The 16,136-nt window shown below is 49.8% G+C and carries 17 protein-coding genes, 1 tRNA gene and 1 other RNA gene; 7 read left to right on the top strand and 12 right to left on the bottom strand.

Features of this window, described 5'->3' with window-relative positions:
- Positions 1–69: 69 nt before the first annotated feature.
- Together mdoH and mdoG are read right to left on the bottom strand one after the other, a co-directional pair.
- Positions 70–2,613, bottom strand: coding sequence for a glucans biosynthesis glucosyltransferase MdoH (gene mdoH, locus J4617_RS05595; RefSeq protein ID WP_001044610.1), 2,544 nt, complete (start codon positions 2,611–2,613; stop codon positions 70–72).
- A complete protein-coding gene (mdoG, locus tag J4617_RS05600) occupies positions 2,606–4,141 on the bottom strand; it encodes a glucans biosynthesis protein MdoG (protein WP_001562609.1) in 1,536 nt (511 codons plus the stop codon). Before mdoG ends, mdoH begins: the two co-directional genes overlap by 8 nt.
- A 271-nt stretch (positions 4,142–4,412) precedes the next feature.
- Between mdoG and mdoC the strand changes: the two genes are divergently transcribed.
- Positions 4,413–5,567 carry a glucans biosynthesis protein MdoC gene (mdoC, locus tag J4617_RS05605; RefSeq protein WP_017466076.1) on the top strand — a complete coding sequence of 385 codons (1,155 nt, stop codon included), beginning with the start codon at positions 4,413–4,415 and terminating at the stop codon, positions 5,565–5,567.
- Positions 5,568–5,583: 16 nt separating this feature from the next.
- Here mdoC and J4617_RS05610 read toward each other — a convergent pair whose 3' ends face one another.
- From J4617_RS05610 to csgB, 6 genes are all read right to left on the bottom strand, one after another.
- The gene (locus J4617_RS05610; protein WP_000976323.1) at positions 5,584–7,071 is read right to left on the bottom strand and encodes a phospholipase D family protein; all 1,488 of its coding nucleotides are present in this window, start codon (positions 7,069–7,071) and stop codon (positions 5,584–5,586) included.
- On the bottom strand, positions 7,007–7,546 hold the full coding sequence (gene ymdB / locus J4617_RS05615; RefSeq protein ID WP_000203944.1) for an O-acetyl-ADP-ribose deacetylase: 540 nt from the start codon (positions 7,544–7,546) through the stop codon (positions 7,007–7,009). The genes J4617_RS05610 and ymdB overlap by 65 nt, the downstream gene beginning before the upstream one ends.
- 88 nt (positions 7,547–7,634) lie before the next feature.
- On the bottom strand, positions 7,635–7,955 hold the full coding sequence (locus J4617_RS05620; protein WP_000111254.1) for a type 1 fimbrial protein: 321 nt from the start codon (positions 7,953–7,955) through the stop codon (positions 7,635–7,637).
- Positions 7,956–8,085: 130 nt separating this feature from the next.
- Complete coding sequence (csgC, locus tag J4617_RS05625) at positions 8,086–8,412, bottom strand: curli assembly chaperone CsgC (RefSeq protein WP_000557256.1); 327 nt, start codon at positions 8,410–8,412, stop codon at positions 8,086–8,088.
- 61 nt (positions 8,413–8,473) lie between these two features.
- Positions 8,474–8,929 (bottom strand): curli major subunit CsgA, encoded by a 456-nt coding sequence (gene csgA, locus J4617_RS05630; RefSeq protein WP_000771416.1) that lies wholly within the window; start codon positions 8,927–8,929, stop codon positions 8,474–8,476.
- A 41-nt stretch (positions 8,930–8,970) separates the two neighbouring features.
- The gene (gene csgB, locus J4617_RS05635; RefSeq protein WP_000791655.1) at positions 8,971–9,426 is read right to left on the bottom strand and encodes a curli minor subunit CsgB; all 456 of its coding nucleotides are present in this window, start codon (positions 9,424–9,426) and stop codon (positions 8,971–8,973) included.
- A 754-nt stretch (positions 9,427–10,180) separates the two neighbouring features.
- Between csgB and csgD the strand changes: the two genes are divergently transcribed.
- The 4 genes from csgD to csgG are packed head-to-tail and all read left to right on the top strand — an operon-like array spanning position 10,181 to position 12,534.
- Positions 10,181–10,831, top strand: a complete 651-nt coding sequence (gene csgD, locus J4617_RS05640) for a biofilm master transcriptional regulator CsgD (protein ID WP_000481519.1) — start codon at positions 10,181–10,183, stop codon at positions 10,829–10,831.
- Positions 10,832–10,835: 4 nt separating this feature from the next.
- Positions 10,836–11,231, top strand: a complete 396-nt coding sequence (gene csgE / locus J4617_RS05645) for a curli production assembly/transport protein CsgE (protein ID WP_000833307.1) — start codon at positions 10,836–10,838, stop codon at positions 11,229–11,231.
- A gap of 26 nt (positions 11,232–11,257) precedes the next feature.
- Positions 11,258–11,674, top strand: coding sequence for a curli production assembly/transport protein CsgF (gene csgF / locus J4617_RS05650; RefSeq protein ID WP_001264072.1), 417 nt, complete (start codon positions 11,258–11,260; stop codon positions 11,672–11,674).
- A 26-nt stretch (positions 11,675–11,700) separates the two neighbouring features.
- Positions 11,701–12,534 (top strand): curli production assembly/transport protein CsgG, encoded by an 834-nt coding sequence (gene csgG, locus J4617_RS05655; RefSeq protein WP_001137620.1) that lies wholly within the window; start codon positions 11,701–11,703, stop codon positions 12,532–12,534.
- A 38-nt stretch (positions 12,535–12,572) separates the two neighbouring features.
- Here the strand turns inward: csgG and J4617_RS05660 are convergent, their stop codons facing one another.
- The 4 genes from J4617_RS05660 to ghrA form a co-directional block, all read right to left on the bottom strand.
- On the bottom strand, positions 12,573–13,055 hold the full coding sequence (locus J4617_RS05660; RefSeq protein ID WP_001546652.1) for a DUF1097 domain-containing protein: 483 nt from the start codon (positions 13,053–13,055) through the stop codon (positions 12,573–12,575).
- 100 nt (positions 13,056–13,155) lie between these two features.
- Positions 13,156–13,710 carry a molecular chaperone gene (locus J4617_RS05665; protein ID WP_001001883.1) on the bottom strand — a complete coding sequence of 185 codons (555 nt, stop codon included), beginning with the start codon at positions 13,708–13,710 and terminating at the stop codon, positions 13,156–13,158.
- Between the two features lie 23 nt (positions 13,711–13,733).
- Positions 13,734–14,471, bottom strand: a complete 738-nt coding sequence (locus J4617_RS05670) for a phosphatase (protein ID WP_000283643.1) — start codon at positions 14,469–14,471, stop codon at positions 13,734–13,736.
- A gap of 84 nt (positions 14,472–14,555) precedes the next feature.
- On the bottom strand, positions 14,556–15,494 hold the full coding sequence (gene ghrA, locus J4617_RS05675; protein ID WP_000402551.1) for a glyoxylate/hydroxypyruvate reductase GhrA: 939 nt from the start codon (positions 15,492–15,494) through the stop codon (positions 14,556–14,558).
- A gap of 235 nt (positions 15,495–15,729) precedes the next feature.
- Here ghrA and J4617_RS05680 point away from each other — a divergent pair.
- A tRNA-Ser gene (locus tag J4617_RS05680) sits at positions 15,730–15,817 on the top strand.
- 48 nt (positions 15,818–15,865) lie between these two features.
- Positions 15,866–16,001, top strand: a non-coding RNA gene (locus J4617_RS05685) — RtT sRNA.
- Positions 16,002–16,136: the final 135 nt, after the last annotated feature.

Consider the following 16,136-nt stretch of genomic DNA (forward strand, 5'->3'; position numbering starts at 1 on the left):
TACCTCATTTCACTATAAAAATACCGGCATCACGCCGGTATTTTTCACCTCACTCCAGACCTGAAGACCTTATCTCGCTGACGATGTTCGTCCCTGCAACGCCTGCGGATTCAGGACGAGAGACTGATAATGGTTTACCCAGGAAGAGTATCTCTCTGGCGCATTCCAGACCCGATAGTGTAAACGCGCCATCGTCACCGGATCGCTGAGCAAAACCAGACGCCGATCGCGGTTCAGTTTCTCCGGCGTTTCGTTTAGCGCCTGCTCCACATGACGATCGCGGGCTATTTCCAGTACCTTACTGGCGCGGTGACGCGCAGTGGCCATCGCGGTCGCCAGCGCATTAAGCGACGGGTTAAATACCGCATGCATAAAGCCATCGTCCAGAATACGGCGGCGATTCATCTCCAGATATTTATCGGTATCGACCAACACCTGAGGCGGCGAATACTCTTCTGGGATCAGGAACAGCTTCCAGCGTTTGGTGCGTAATCCTACCGTTGAACGACTGGAGATCACCGAAACAAATGGCGACAGAATCAGCGAAAAGACAATCGGCGCCAGCCAGAACAGAAAGCGTAAATCCAGCCACGCCATACCCACCGCCCAGACCAGCCCCAGCAGCAGTTGAGAGCCGTGACGCATAAAGGCTTCTCCCCACGGCGTAGAATCATCGTCGCGTTGCGGTGAGTTCCAGACCACTTCCCAGCCGAGAAACGCGCTGACCACAAACACGGTATGAAACAGCATACGCACCGGCGCCAGCAATACGGAGAACAGCACTTCCAGCAACAGCGACAGCGTAACGCGCCAGAAACCGCCATACTCTTTGGTGCCTTTACACCAGATCAGCATAATACTGAGCAGCTTCGGCAGGAACAGCAGCACCATCGTTGATGCAAACAGCGCGATTGCCAGTTCCGGACGCCACTGCGGCCAGACCGGAAAAAGCTGGCGCGGCTGAAGGAAATATTGCGGCTCTGTTAACGCATGAACGACCTGCAGCGCGGTAGAAAGCGCGAGGAACATAAACCATAACGGCGCGGACAGATATGACATTACCCCCGTCAGGAACACGGCGCGATGCACCGGGTGCATTCCTTTCACCAGGAACAGACGAAAGTTCATCAGGTTGCCGTGACACCAGCGGCGGTCGCGTTTAAGCTCATCCAGCAGGTTTGGCGGCAGCTCTTCATAGGAGCCGGGGAGATCGTAGGCAATCCAGACGCCCCACCCTGCCCGACGCATTAGCGCCGCCTCCACAAAGTCGTGGGAAAGAATCGATCCGGCGAACGAACCTTCTCCCGGCAGCGGCGCCAGAGCGCAGTGCTCGATAAACGGCTTCACGCGGATAATGGCATTGTGCCCCCAGTAGTGCGACTCCCCCAACTGCCAGAAGTGCAGCCCGGCGGTAAACAGCGGCCCATAGACGCGGGTCGCGAACTGTTGGCAGCGGGCATACAGAGTATCCATCCCCGACGCTTTCGGCGAAGACTGGATAATCCCGGCGTTTGGATTCGCTTCCATCAGGCGCACCAAGCCGCTCAGACACTCGCCGCTCATCACTGAGTCCGCGTCCAGCACCACCATATAGCTGTACTGATTGCCCCAGCGGCGGCAAAAATCGTCAATATTGCCGCTTTTGCGTTTCATACGGCGGCGGCGGCGACGGTAAAAAATTTGGCCTTCGCCCTGCACTTCCGCGATAAGCTCCATCCACGCCTTTTGCTCCGCCACGCAGATATCCGGGTTATAACTGTCGCTAAGGATATAGACGTCGAAATGCGCGGCGTTGCCTGTGGCTTTAACGGACTCCCAGGTCGCGCGCAGACCGGCGAAAACGCGACTAACGTCTTCATTACAGATAGGCATGATCAGCGCCGTCCGGTGTTCCGGATTGAGGGGCTCATCGCCAACCGTAGACGCGGAGATGCTGTACTTATCGCGCCCGATAAGCAGTTGCAGGAAGCCCATCAGCGCCGTCCAGAATCCGGCTGACACCCAGCAGAACAGCACGGCAAACAGAATCAGGATACCGGTTTGCAGCATGTAGGGCAGGAGCTGCATAAAAGAGACCCAAATATCCTGCCCCACCATATCCATAGGATTGATGAGCGCCCATCCCTGATAAGGCAGAATGGTCTTCATATACCAGGTCGCGACGACGGTTTGCGCCAGAGTCAAAATTAACAAAATATAGCGGCGTATAGTGCCGACGGTACGCCATTTTTGCTCGCTCGCCTGCTCTTCTTTTGTCAGACGAGAAACATAGCGCGGCGTTACATCCCGCCCACGCAGACGATCCCAGAAACGGCCAACCGGGTTGGTTCGCCAGGGATCAGGAAACATCGAAGAGCGCGTCGCTTTTGGCATAGCCTGCAACTGATCGCGCCCTTCATCATCTTTAATTAACTGCCCCTTCGCCAATGAATCCGGCCAGGCGTGTTCAAGGCGGGCTTTTACGGAACCCTGCGGTGAATCGTCTTCTCGCGAGTAAGTCCGATGCTCGGCATCCAGCGCCTGATGCACGGCGCGGATGTCAGTTTTCGGCAATGCCGCTTTCTCACGTTCAGAAAGCAGCAGTGCGTCAATATACTCAGTTGTTTTATTCATTGGCAGGTAACTGGTAGCTCCAGGTTTCACTTAGCGTCTGATCGGCATTCACCAATGCGGCACGCATTTCCGTGGTTTTCTTCGCGTCTTTGACTTTCACGCGCAGCATTAAACGCCAGCCTTTAGTGACTGGGTTATAGCGTACATTACTGTCAACGATTTCACCGTTATCGCCAATGCTGGTTTGCGCAGCGACAGGCGTATCCGGCGGCAGTTTTTTCATGTCGGCGCCAACGAAATCCACCACAAAGGCAATAGTGCCGTCGGGCTGGCGAATCAGATTCGACTGTTTAACGTCGCCCGTTGAGCGGCGTGTTTGCAGCACCCAAGCATTATCCGGCGCATGAAGTTTATCTTCATCGCGGCTGAAGGTCAGAGTGTACTTGAAGTTCATCTCTTTACCCGGTTCCGGCAGTTGATCCGGAGTCCAGTAAGCGACGATGTTATCGTTGGTTTCATCATTGGTCGGAATTTCAACCAGTTCAACCTTACCTTTGCCCCAGTCGCCTTTCGGGGTAATCCAGGCGCTTGGACGCAGGTCGTAGCGATCGTCTAAATCTTCAAAGCGCGAGAACTCGCGACCACGCTGCAACAGGCCGAATCCCTGAGGGTTTTCCATTGCATAGCTGCTCACAGCGAGGTGTTTTGGATTGTTCAGCGGACGCCAAATCCACTCGCCATTACCCGCATGAATGGATAAGCCGTTCGAGTCATGCAGTTCCGGACGATAGTTGGTCGTCGGCGACGGCTGGTTTGGCCCAAACAGGAACATACTGGTTAATGGCGCAACGCCCAGCTTGCCCACTTTATCGCGCAGATAGACTTTTGACTGCACGTCCACCACGGTATCGCGGCCAGGAATGATCACAAAACGGTAAGCGCCGGTCGCGCGCGGAGAATCCAGTAATGCATAGACGGTCAAACGCTTATCGGTGGGTTTTGGACGCTCAATCCAGAACTCGCGAAAGCGGGGAAACTCTTCACCAGATGGTAAGGCGGTATCAATCGCCAGGCCGCGCGCAGATAAGCCATATACCTGGCCTGCGCCGATAACGCGGAAATAGCTGGCGCCAAGCATACTGACGATTTCGTCGTTCTTATCTTTACTGTTGATGGGGTACAGAACTTTGAACCCGGCGAAGCCTAAATCTTTTACCGTGTCTTTATCGTGCTGAACATTGCCAAAATTGAAGTAATCCGGGCTGTATTTGATTCTTTTGACCGTCGTCGCCGTCACTTCGTTAATCTTGACCGGCGTATCGAAGTACATCCCCTGATGGTAAAATTCGAGCTTAAAAGGGGTCTTTAAGTTGTTCCAGTAGGCTTTATCGCTGTTAAACTGGATCTGCTGATAATCCGCATATTTCATGTCGCGGAAAACGGAGGGCAAGTTGCTTTTAGGCGCCTCATAGCCTTTCCCGGCTAAAGATTGAGCTTGTTTTGCCACGTCATCAATACTGAACGCCCAGCTCGATGATGCGTAAAGCGTTAACATAATAGCTGCGCCCAACCAACGCATTTTCATCATTTGTCGTTTATGTTTCATAATAAGTAAGCACTTCCCCCTTTGTGTGCTTATATCGATCCGATCCATTTTAATGGATAATCAGGCATTACGACAACTGAATCCAGGCTTTGTTCAGCGCGCTGGCTCATGGATTAAGCACCTCCCGCGCCTGTTTTCACTTTGCGTGCTTATCCTGGAGACAGGTTGTCGGAGTTGGTGTAGGGTTGCTACCGAATGTAACTATAATTCGCCTTATGGATAAGGTGAAAAATCTGAGAATACGTGACCTTATATGAGCTCTGTACCCGCGCCGCGTGAATATTTTCTTGACTCTATCCGCGCATGGCTGATGTTGTTAGGGATTCCCTTTCATATCTCGTTGATCTATTCCACTCACAGTTGGCATGTCAATAGCGCCACGCCATCATGGTGGCTAACCCTGTTTAACGATTTTATCCACGCTTTTCGTATGCAGGTGTTTTTTGTTATTTCTGGTTATTTTTCGTACATGTTGTTTTTACGTTATCCGTTAAAACGCTGGTGGAAAGTACGGGTAGAACGTGTGGGTATTCCCATGCTTACCGCAATCCCTTTGCTTACCTTGCCGCAATTTATCCTGTTGCAATATGTCAAAGAGAAAACAGAGAACTGGCCTACACTCTCTGCCTATGAAAAATATAATACGTTAGCGTGGGAACTCATTTCACATCTGTGGTTTTTACTGGTGCTGGTGATATTAACCACAGTCAGCATCGGGATTTTTACCTGGTTCCAAAAAAGGCAGGAAACAAGCAAGCCTCGTCCCGCCGCTATTTCACTGGCCAGGCTTTCGCTTATTTTTTTCCTGCTGGGGATGGCTTACGCCGCTATCAGGCGCATTATTTTCATCGTATATCCGGCAATCCTCAGTGACGGCATGTTCAATTTTATTGTGATGCAAACGCTATTTTATGTGCCATTTTTTATTCTCGGCGCGTTGGCCTTCATTCACCCCGATCTGAAAGCGCGCTTCACCACGCCCTCACGCGGATGCACTTTAGGCGCTGCCGTTGCTTTTATCGCGTATCTGCTGAATCAACGTTATGGGAGCGGCGACGCCTGGATGTACGAAACCGAATCCGTGATTACGATGGTAATGGGGCTGTGGATGGTGAACGTGGTATTCTCACTGGGGCATCGCTTGTTAAACTTTCAGTCCGCGCGTGTCACCTATTTCGTGAATGCTTCGCTGTTTATCTATCTGGTGCATCATCCCTTAACGCTTTTCTTTGGCGCGTATATTACGCCGCATATCTCCTCCAACCTGATCGGGTTCTTGTGCGGGCTGATATTTGTTATGGGTATTGCGTTAATTCTGTATGAAATTCATTTACGCATCCCGCTCCTGAAATTTCTCTTTTCAGGTAAACCGCCGGTAAAACGAGAAAGTCGCGCCACGATCGGGTAGTTTTCCGCGCGTGGGTTCACAGCAACCATTCCACAGGTAAAATTGCCGCCAACCGTACCAGAACTCGTTGCCAGAAACGCGTAGCGGGTTCTTTCTTTAACACCTTTTCCTCTTCTTGCTGACGATCGATCCAGTTAATTCGTCCCCAGCGATCCAGCCGCAGTTGCCAGGCCGCATCGCGTTGGCTCTGTGTAAAACGCTTATGGATAAGCGTCGCCAGCGTTTCACTTTCAATGACAAAGCCCATTTCGGTATTTAAAAGCGTTGAACGGGGATCAAAATTAAGCGACCCGATAAACACCTTACTACCATCAATACTGAACGTTTTAGCATGTAAGCTGGAACCTGAGTTCCCGGTGAGTCCGCGATCATGTACGGCGGTTTCATGTTCGCGGGTCGGTTTCAGTTCGTAGAGCTCCACGCCATAGCGCAGTAATTTCTTGCGCCAGCGCGCGTACCCTGCGTGAACGACCGCCACATCGTTGGCCGCCAGAGAGTTAGTTAAGATGGCGATCTTCACGCCTTTCCTGACCAGATTAAGCAACTGCGCCACGCCTGCGCGCGTAGGAACAAAGTAAGCGGAAATAATGTCGATACGCTCCGTCGGCGACCCCATCACGTCAAATAATCGCTGCGGAAGAAGCGAATGGCGCTGCGCCTTCCCCTCGCCTTTAGAAGGGTCATCGCTAAGCAAGCGTGTTTTTGCCCAAATCAGCGGCAACGTTCCGCGATCGAGATCCGCCATAAACTGACTGGTTTCCAGCTTATGCAGATAACGGCGGGTGATCTCATCGTTATACCAGGATTCGGGAAGTTCGATACGCTGCGTCAGTTCCTGCTCAGAAAGGGATAATACTTGCTGCAATGTCGACACTGAACTACAGCGCCAGTAACGTTCAAAATCATTGGCGACATCATTGACCACCGGGCCAATGGCCATCACGTCCAGATCGGAAAATAGCGGCTCCTCGCCAGCGCCGAAATAGGCATCGCCGATGTTGCGCCCACCGACCAGCGTCACTACGCCGTCAGCAGTGTAACTTTTATTGTGCATCCGCCGATTCAGCCGCGCAAAATCCGTCAAATATCCCAGCGCGCGTAGCGTACGAAAAGAGAAAGGATTAAACAGACGAACTTCGATATTAGGATGGCTATCCAGCAAGCGCAACGTATCATCCAGACCAGGCGTATTGTTATCATCCAGCAACAGACGAACATGAACGCCGCGCTTCGCCGCCGACAGCAGTACCGAAAAGAGCAGTCGCCCGGACATATCGTCTTCCCAAATATAATACTGCACATCCAGCGTCCGCGCCGCCATTTCGGTCAGGCGGTAGCGGGCGGCAAAAGCGTCCAGACTGTTATCCAGCGCAAGAATGCCGCACTCTCCGGGATGGCGCGCGCATAGCGGTTCAACGGCACGCTCCAGGCGTGTTTTATCAGGCAGGGTCGTCGCCTTGCTGAGTAAGTAATCTTGCGTAAAGCCGGGCAGTTTCTTCATCATAACAGACAAAGTATACCTGTTCAGGCAGAGCGTAACGGGTAATAAAATCTGAAACCGTCCTGACGGCGACTTCAGCGGCCTGGGCGCGTGGATAGCCATAAACGCCGGTACTGATTGCCGGAAAAGCGATGGAACGAAAGTGATTCGCCTCGGCAAGCAGCAAACAATTCCGGTATGCCTCTTCGAGTAGCTCAGCTTCCTGGTGTTCGCCGCCTCGCCAGACGGGCCCCACTGTGTGAATAACCGCCTTTGCCGAAAGCTTGCCAGCAGGCGTGATAACCGCATGTCCCGTCTGACATTCGCCCTGTTGCTGACGGATGAGTTTACAGGCGTCCAGCAATGCCGGCCCCGCCGCGCGATGAATCGCGCCGTCTACGCCACCGCCGCCCATTAATGATGCGTTAGCGGCATTCACAATCGCATCGACGCTAAGTTGAGTGATATCACCCTGTATGACCTGAAGACGTGATGTCATAACCCCCCCCCTTTTGTCTCACCTTATCTGCAAAGTGTACAGCAGGGCTTTCAACAGAGTCGCTCTTTTTATATCTATGACACCGCCGTTAACGGTACTCAATATTCATCACCGCCAGGCTTTTTTGCGCATCGAGATAATGCAGCCGTACCGTCGCAATGGACTGAATATCCTGCGGTAATCCAGATGCCTGCCGAAGGTCTATCCGGTGCATTTGCTTTTTACCTTCGCGTAGGCAGGTTAAATCAATATTTTCGGCGTGAGTAGAAATATCGCACAGTGGCTCAACAATCGCGCCGCGAAAATGGATAACGCCGCCCTGTACCGTTTGTTGCCCTACCGCAGAATGGATAAAAAAAGCGCAGATACACAGGCCTATGGCAGGGATATTTTTCTTGATTACGGACATGTTAACTCCTCAATGATTAGTCATCCTCGAGGGTTCGGCGTTACCTTTTAGCGACATGCCGAGACGATGAGACGCTTTTATCGCCTCTTTATACCCAGGTCAGCCAATCCATTTCCGCCACCATCAAAAACTACTGTGCAGAAGGCGGCCATTGTTGTGATAAATGCAGTGATTGTCCGTCCGAAACAGTAACAATAATTTTAACCGAGTCCTCTGAAGATATATTTACACTAAGACGAGACAACTCAATCGGTTGATTAGCAGGTAAAGATAGCGTTTGTTTTTGCTGTGTATGGCTTTGTCCCCCGACGCCGTCGCGCACAGAGAGAATTTGCACCTGACAGACGCAGGGTTCGTTTAATGTGACCTGAGGGATCACCGTGTAAATATCGCCTTGCTGAGTCGTAGTAAACGTAATCTGATTTGAAAGTGCGGCAAGGAGCAATAAAGTATGCATAATTTCCTCCCGAAAAAAAACAGGGCTTATGCCCTGTTTTTTTATTAGCGCAGACGCTAAATTAATACTGGTTAGCCGTGGCGTTGTTGCCAAAACCAACCTGACGCACCATTACGCTGGAATCAGATGCGGTCTGATTAACCAGCGCGGCGTTATTACCGCCGTATTGACCGACAGTAATATCGGAGTTTTTAGCGTTCCACTGGTCGATGGTGGCATTGTTTCTGAAACCATTCTGAGTCAGTTCAATAGTACTGTTATCCGCACCCTGGCCTACATCGGCGCCGTTACCATAACCGCTCTGGGTAATGGTCGTTTCAGATTTACGGGCATCGCTTTGCAGAGCAAGCGCAGCGTTAGCGGAACCGTACTGATAAATGCTCAACGTGGAATCCGGGCCGGAACTATTGCCGCCGCCGTTATGATTACCGCCGCCGCCCCATTGTGGAACGACGCCAGCCAGAGCACTGCCAGAAACTACGATTGCTGCGAATGCTGCCACTTTTAAAAGTTTCATGGTAAAACCCCCATCGGATTGATTTAAAAGTCGTAACGGTATTAGCGTTGGGTGACGCGAATAGCCATATGCGACTGTTTCTGCACTACAACTGCTGTTTTCTGCGTACCGTACTGGGTAATATTGGCCTTATTTCCAGAACCTTTCTGGATAATAGCCGCACTATTACCGTAAGCGCTTTGCGATATACTGGCATCGTTGGCATTGCCCGTTTGCTCAATATACGCAAAGTTATAATTCCCTGCCTGGTCGACTTTCGCCCGATTATTTCCTCCTTCTTGTGAAATAACGGACAATAGTTTTGATCCTTCCTGGCGTACTCTGGCACTATTATCCGTGCCGACTTGACCAATAATGGCCGCCTGATTAAATGAAGACTTGCTTAATTCATTTACCGCAAAATTATACTCTGAACGAGCCAGATCATAATTTGTCGCGGTTGCAATCCCAGGCGCACCCAGTATTGTCAACATCATAAATAACAATTTGTTTTTCATGCTGTCACCCTGGACCTGGTCGTACATAGCGAAAATTATCTATTACTTTGTTAGCGACATGCGTTTTTTGTTAACGCGTCGTTACGATGAAGAGTATGTCCGTGGAAACATTTTTAATAACTCACCCACGCGTGGTATTTTGTTATTTAAGCTCATACCAAAGTACTAATAAAACGATAGCCATGTGATTTTTTATAATTGATTTTTGGCCACAGAAGAGAGTGTATCGCGAACCCAAAAAATGAAGTGTTGGTGTGTGTTATGCCGCCATGGGGATGTTCTTATGCTTCCCATGGGGGGCAATACGCACAAGACGTGACACACTTCGTTTTTTTTGTCTTTGTGCTGTCCAGGTTAATGCCACGTCTCAAATTTTAAGAAAAAATAAAATCAAAACATAACATATAATAATTAAAATGATTAAAAATCAATGAATTATTATAATTTGTATGATTTTTTAAATCTATGCAATAACAGCGAAATGTACAACTTTACTATCAAATCTAAACTTCAAAAAAACCCAAAAACAACATTTTAATATATATTTTTACATCTTGTTACAAGTTTAACACTTGCTTTAAGATTTGTAATGGCTAGATTGAAAACAGTTAAAAGTATTTTCGTAAATATTTTTCTCTTTCTGGATAATGGGCTATTTCAACCCACAGCAGTGCAACATCTGTCAGTACTTCTGGTGCCTTTATTTTATGGGGGCAGCTGTCAGATGTGCGATTAAAAAAAGTGGAGTTTCATCATGTTTAATGAAGTCCATAGTAGTCATGGTCACACACTATTGTTGATCACAAAGCCATCTCTGCAAGCTACGGCATTATTGCAACATTTAAAGCAATCGCTGGCCATAACCGGAAAACTGCATAATATTCAACGTTCTCTGGAAGATATCTCAGCCAGTTGCATTGTTTTAATGGATATGATGGAAGCGGATAAGAAGCTTATCCACTATTGGCAGGATAATTTAAGCCGCAAAAACAATAATATAAAAACATTATTGTTAAATACCCCTGACGATTATCCCTACCGTGAAATTGAAAACTGGCCTCATATTAACGGCGTGTTTTACGCCACTGAAGACCAGGAACACGTGGTCAGCGGATTACAGGGTATTCTGCGGGGCGAATGCTATTTTTCACAAAAATTAGCCAGTTACCTGATTACACACTCAGGAAATTACCGCTACAACAGCACCGAGTCCGCATTACTCACTCATCGCGAAAAAGAGATCCTCAATAAGTTACGTATTGGTGCCTCTAATAATGAAATCGCCAGGTCGCTATTTATCAGCGAGAATACGGTTAAGACACATCTTTATAATCTTTTCAAAAAGATAGCTGTCAAAAATCGCACCCAGGCAGTTTCATGGGCAAACGATAATCTCAGGCGGTAAGGCCATGAAACGCTATCTGACCTGGATTGTAGCAGCAGAGTTACTGTTCGCTACCGGAAACCTGCATGCCAATGAAGTTGAAGTCGAGGTTCCCGGATTGTTAACCGACCATACCGTCTCTTCGATAGGACATGAATTCTATCGTGCATTCAGCGACAAATGGGAAAGCGAATACACCGGCAATCTGACCATTAATGAAAGACCCAGTGCGCGTTGGGGAAGCTGGATAACCATAACGGTAAATCAGGACGTTATTTTCCAGACCTTTTTATTTCCAATGAAAAGAGACTTCGAGAAAACCGTCGTCTTCGCATTAGCGCAAACAGAGGAAGCATTAAATCGCCGACAAATAGATCAAACGCTATTAAGTACGAGTGATTTAGCGCGTGATGAATTCTAAAACATGATTTTTATCCGGAGGCTGTCATGCGTGTTAAACATGCAGTAGTGCTGCTCATGCTTTTTTCGCCATTAACCTGGGCTGGAAATATGACGTTCCAGTTCCGTAATCCTAACTTTGGTGGAAACCCCAATAACGGTTCCTTTTTATTGAATAGCGCCCAGGCGCAAAATTCATATAAAGACCCCGCTTATGATAACGATTTTGGTATCGAACCCCCCTCAGCGTTGGATAACTTTACGCAGGCTATTCAATCGCAAATTCTGGGCGGCTTGTTGACCAATATTAATACCGGGAAACCAGGACGTATGGTGACCAACGATTTTATTATCGATATCGCTAATCGCGACGGACAGCTCCAGCTCAACGTCACGGACAGAAAAACGGGAAGAACCTCGACCATCGAAGTGTCAGGTTTACAAACTCAGTCAACCGATTTTTAAGCTACAGTCACTAAAGGATATAAATCATGCCGCGCTTACTTATTTTGGTTGCCGTTTTATTGTTGAGCGGATGCTTAACTGCCCCGCCGAAACAAGCTGCGAAACCGACATTAATGCCCCGCGCACAAAGTTACAAAGATTTGACGCACTTACCTGCTCCCACCGGTAAGATCTTTGTTTCGGTATATAACATTCAGGATGAAACGGGCCAATTTAAACCTTACCCGGCAAGTAACTTTTCTACGGCTGTGCCGCAGAGCGCCACCGCTATGTTGGTCACTGCGCTGAAAGATTCGCGCTGGTTTATCCCGCTGGAACGACAAGGCTTACAGAATCTTTTGAATGAACGGAAAATTATTCGCGCAGCCCAGGAAAACGGCACCGTGGCGATGAATAACCGTATCCCGCTTCAGTCGCTGACGGCGGCAAATATTATGGTGGAAGGTTCTATTATTGGTTATGAAAGTAACGTCAAATCCGGCGGGGTCGGCGCAAGATATTTCGGTATTGGCGCCGATACGCAGTATCAGCTGGATCAGATTGCTGTCAACCTGCGCGTGGTTAACGTCAGTACGGGCGAGATCCTTTCTTCGGTGAACACCAGTAAAACGATCCTTTCCTATGAAGTACAGGCAGGCGTGTTCCGTTTTATTGATTACCAGCGCTTACTGGAAGGCGAAATCGGCTATACCTCGAACGAACCGGTGATGCTGTGTCTGATGTCAGCCATTGAAACCGGCGTTATCTTCCTCATTAATGATGGTATCGATCGCGGACTGTGGGATTTGCAGAATAAAGCGGACAGGCAAAATGATATTCTGGTGAAATACCGTGAGCTGTCAGTACCGCCAGAATCCTGATCAATACGACAAAGCGTGGGGAAGAACCCCACGCTTTTTTATTTTGTGACCGCCGTATTCGCTGAATGTTGCTCGCGGCGTGATGCCAGCCATAGCCCACTATTTTTCATGGCATAGCCAAAGATTAGCCCCAGCGCCAGCGACGGTAATACCAACCGCCAGTCACCCTGCCCTGCAAATGTCGCGCAGGCGCCGATAAATGTTCCCGGAACAAAAGAAAGCAATAGCTGCTTTGCCTGGATACACATCAGGAATGCCACGATCCCCGTCAACACGTAACTGACAATTTCCAGATGCGGCGCCAACGCGCTACCGTGAATAATGACCAGCGCCCACACCATACCGCTTAACAGCGTACAGGCGGAAATCAACAATCCCTTAAAGCCGCCCTGCGGACAGGCGAAATAAGCCGTACAGCCTAAAAAACCGGCCCAGCTTAGTAACCCCAGGGAGACGGCCACCCATCCCCATATTCCAGAAAGGATGCCCGTAGTGATAGCAATAGAAAGAAGTATGTTCATGGCGCGCATCATAACAGAAAAGCGGCACATTAATGAGATCACGCACACATTTTATGCAATGATGTAAAACCCGTTGCAGTTAATGGTGATTTACATCACATTATTCTTCATCTTCTTCCTGAAGTTCATCCCACATGGCCCCTATCGCATCACGCGTTAGCGGCGCCAGAGTGCGCCAGAATGGCGTAACGGCATGGGCTTCAACTTTACCGAGGAAGGTATTGCACCAGGGAAGCAGATAATCGGCAAATAAGGTTTCCAGCGCTTCACTTTCATCTTCGGCAGACTGATCTTCCAGCCAGGAGGCCGCGAGCAATAAAGTGCCAATGTGATCGGCAGGCGTATCGGCCAGCGGCATCCCTCGCGACGTTAAAAAAGCGCGCACCTCAGACTCTTCCGCGCCTTCGACCCACGCACTGCGGTATGGCGCTACCGCGCACTCTTCCCCAACAAATAACGCATTGTAATCAGTGGAAATCTGCGTGATATCGCAGCTTTTCTGTAAACGCGCCAGCATGTCATCCTGCTCCAGCGGCCAGTTTGCCGCCAGTTTACCTTCACGGATTAACGTAAACAGCGGAACCAGTAAAGGATCTTGCGGTTGGCGGTAAAACAACGATCCCAGCACACGGCACAGGATTGAAAACTCATTCATTGATATCTTCCCATAAATAACGATTAAAGTTCGGCAAATTCCGGTACAGGCGCCATACCGCGTGATTCGAGAAAGGCCAGTAAGCGCTGCGGAGAGACGTTCAGGATTCGATCTTCCGGAAAATTCACCGCATCCAGAATTTTCCGGCATTCGGTGAAATCGCCAAGCGTAAAGGCCGTATGGGAATCAGAGCCTAACGCTACCCAGCCTCCCGCATCGCGTACGGCGGCAGCGACCGCGCGGCAATTATCTTCGCTTCCTTTACGCGAATGCAGAAAAGAAGAGTTGTTGATTTCCAGCGCTACATGGTGTTTCGCCGCCGCCTGCGCGATGGCTTTAACCTCCACTGGATACTTTGGATTTCCGGGGTGACTAATTATATGCACCTTGCCGCTGGCGATGGTCGCGATCATCGCCTGAGTATTGGTTTCTTTATCATGCGGCGCAAAAACGGGCTCATGAAAGCCTGCGATAATCAGATCCAGCGAGTCGAACATCTTTCCGGAACAATCAATTTCACCGTTAATATTCTTGATATTCGCCTCAATGCCACGCAGTATCCCCACGCCGTCAACCAGACGCGGCCAGATGCGCATGTTAATAAAATGCCAGTGATGCGGCGCATCTTCCATGTCCGGACCATGATCGGTAATCGCAAAAAGTTTAATGCCTTTGCGTTTGGCTTCCGCGATATAATCGCTCAGAGTACTGTAGGCATGAGTGCTGGCGACGGTATGCATATGCAGGTCAACGGGATACATTGCTCTCTCCTGTAGTCATTTCCGACAAGGATAGCAGGTATCGCCAGCGTTTTTTAGCGAAACCCGGCCTGCGCCGGGTTGATATCAATATCCTCTCGCCCGATCCACCTGCCCCGTTACCGGCTCTCCCTTCTCCAGCTGGGTAATGGTGCGGCTAATATAATCGATGGCTTCCGCCGGACGGGTGACTGCCGCAATGTGCGGCGTCATGGCGACTCGCGGATGGCGCCATAATGGACTTTCCTGCGGTAACGGTTCCTGGCTAAAGACATCCAACATCGCGCCTTTTAGCTTACCGCTATCAAGTGCAGCCAGCAGATCCGCCTCCTGAACATGCACGCCGCGCGCGAGATTCAACACGTAAGCGCCATCCGGCAATTGATCCAACAATTCGCTATTAATAATTCCTACCGTTTGGGCCGTATTCGGCAGCAGATTAATCAGCACCCGCGTCTGGTTCAGGAAAGCGTGCAGCTCTTCACGCCCAACATAACTTTCCACGCCAGGCCAGGATTTGCGACTACGACTCCAGCAACGTAACGGGAACCCCCACGCCTGTAGACTTTCTGCCACTTTTGCACCCAGTACCCCTGCGCCCATGATACCGACGCTAAACTCTTCGCGGGTATATTCCGGCAACGGTTTCCATAGCGCCTGATTTTTCAGCGCCTGATAATCATCGAAACGACGGAACCAGTGTAATACCTGGCTGACGGCATACTCCTGCATTTGCAGGCCCATTCCGGTATCTTCCAGACGGAATAGAGGAATGGAGGCGTCCAGCATTTCCGGATGCGCATTTAATTTACTCAGAATTGCATCCACCCCCGCGCCCAGCGCAAAGACGGCTTTTAAGCGTCTTCCGGCCAGCATTTCAACCGGGGGCTGCCATACAAGCGCATAGTCTGCGGGGTTGTTATCACCGACCTTCCATTCACGAACGCGCGCATGTGGGAGAGCCTTCTCCAGTGCATTTACCCACCAGGCGGCGTTAAATGTCGGGTGATAAAAAATTATCTCCATGTTATCTCCTGAGCAGTATTGTGCGGAATGTGATTGCGCCTGTTATCAGCGTTTTCAACGGGATGTGCAGCATAGCAAATTTCCCGGCGCGGGCAAAAAAAGCAGTTTTCGCTTATTAAAACCACAGATTGGTGGAAGTTTGTATAAACGCGCTTTTTTTTAAAAAAGTTGATTGACGTAGAAAAGATATTTCCCTACATTAGCGCCCGTTCCAGTAATGCTGGAGCGACAATATGGTGAGGTGTCCGAGTGGCTGAAGGAGCACGCCTGGAAAGTGTGTATACGGCAACGTATCGGGGGTTCGAATCCCCCCCTCACCGCCATATTTAAGTTGAGAGCCTGTACAGAAGTACGGGCTTTTTGCTTATATGTATCCCCCAAACCAAGGGGGGATGAGAACCACCGACCGGGGTTCGACAACTGGCGCAGCCAGTTGGACAGACGACGAGCTTGCGAGGAGAGTGCCCGAAGGGCGAGCGCAGCGAGTCAATCCCCCCCTCACCGCCATATTCAAGTTGAGAGCCTGTACAGAAGTACGGGCTTTTTGCTTATATGTATCCCCCAAACCAAGGGGGGATGAGAACCACCGACCGGGGTTCGACAACTGGCGCAGCCAGTTGGACAGACGACGAGCTTGCGAGG

It is taken from the genome of Salmonella sp. 32010601201800023SM (assembly GCF_017572235.1).
Lineage (GTDB): Bacteria > Pseudomonadota > Gammaproteobacteria > Enterobacterales > Enterobacteriaceae > Salmonella > Salmonella enterica.

Bases quoted from the DNA above. Each gene is read 5' to 3' on its own strand.
- csgG (WP_001137620.1), top strand. From the start codon at position 11,701: ATGCCGCGCTTACTTATTTTGGTTGCCGTTTTATTGTTGAGCGGATGC.
- J4617_RS05665 (WP_001001883.1), bottom strand. From the start codon at position 13,710: ATGAATGAGTTTTCAATCCTGTGCCGTGTGCTGGGATCGTTGTTTTAC.
- J4617_RS05620 (WP_000111254.1), bottom strand. From the start codon at position 7,955: ATGTCCGTAATCAAGAAAAATATCCCTGCCATAGGCCTGTGTATCTGC.
- mdoG (WP_001562609.1), bottom strand. From the start codon at position 4,141: ATGATGAAAATGCGTTGGTTGGGCGCAGCTATTATGTTAACGCTTTAC.
- mdoC (WP_017466076.1), top strand. From the start codon at position 4,413: ATGAGCTCTGTACCCGCGCCGCGTGAATATTTTCTTGACTCTATCCGC.
- J4617_RS05610 (WP_000976323.1), bottom strand. From the start codon at position 7,071: ATGATGAAGAAACTGCCCGGCTTTACGCAAGATTACTTACTCAGCAAG.
- J4617_RS05670 (WP_000283643.1), bottom strand. From the start codon at position 14,471: ATGTATCCCGTTGACCTGCATATGCATACCGTCGCCAGCACTCATGCC.
- csgE (WP_000833307.1), top strand. From the start codon at position 10,836: ATGAAACGCTATCTGACCTGGATTGTAGCAGCAGAGTTACTGTTCGCT.
- J4617_RS05660 (WP_001546652.1), bottom strand. From the start codon at position 13,055: ATGAACATACTTCTTTCTATTGCTATCACTACGGGCATCCTTTCTGGA.
- csgC (WP_000557256.1), bottom strand. From the start codon at position 8,412: ATGCATACTTTATTGCTCCTTGCCGCACTTTCAAATCAGATTACGTTT.
- csgD (WP_000481519.1), top strand. From the start codon at position 10,181: ATGTTTAATGAAGTCCATAGTAGTCATGGTCACACACTATTGTTGATC.
- csgF (WP_001264072.1), top strand. From the start codon at position 11,258: ATGCGTGTTAAACATGCAGTAGTGCTGCTCATGCTTTTTTCGCCATTA.
- ymdB (WP_000203944.1), bottom strand. From the start codon at position 7,546: ATGACATCACGTCTTCAGGTCATACAGGGTGATATCACTCAACTTAGC.
- mdoH (WP_001044610.1), bottom strand. From the start codon at position 2,613: ATGAATAAAACAACTGAGTATATTGACGCACTGCTGCTTTCTGAACGT.
- csgB (WP_000791655.1), bottom strand. From the start codon at position 9,426: ATGAAAAACAAATTGTTATTTATGATGTTGACAATACTGGGTGCGCCT.
- csgA (WP_000771416.1), bottom strand. From the start codon at position 8,929: ATGAAACTTTTAAAAGTGGCAGCATTCGCAGCAATCGTAGTTTCTGGC.
- ghrA (WP_000402551.1), bottom strand. From the start codon at position 15,494: ATGGAGATAATTTTTTATCACCCGACATTTAACGCCGCCTGGTGGGTA.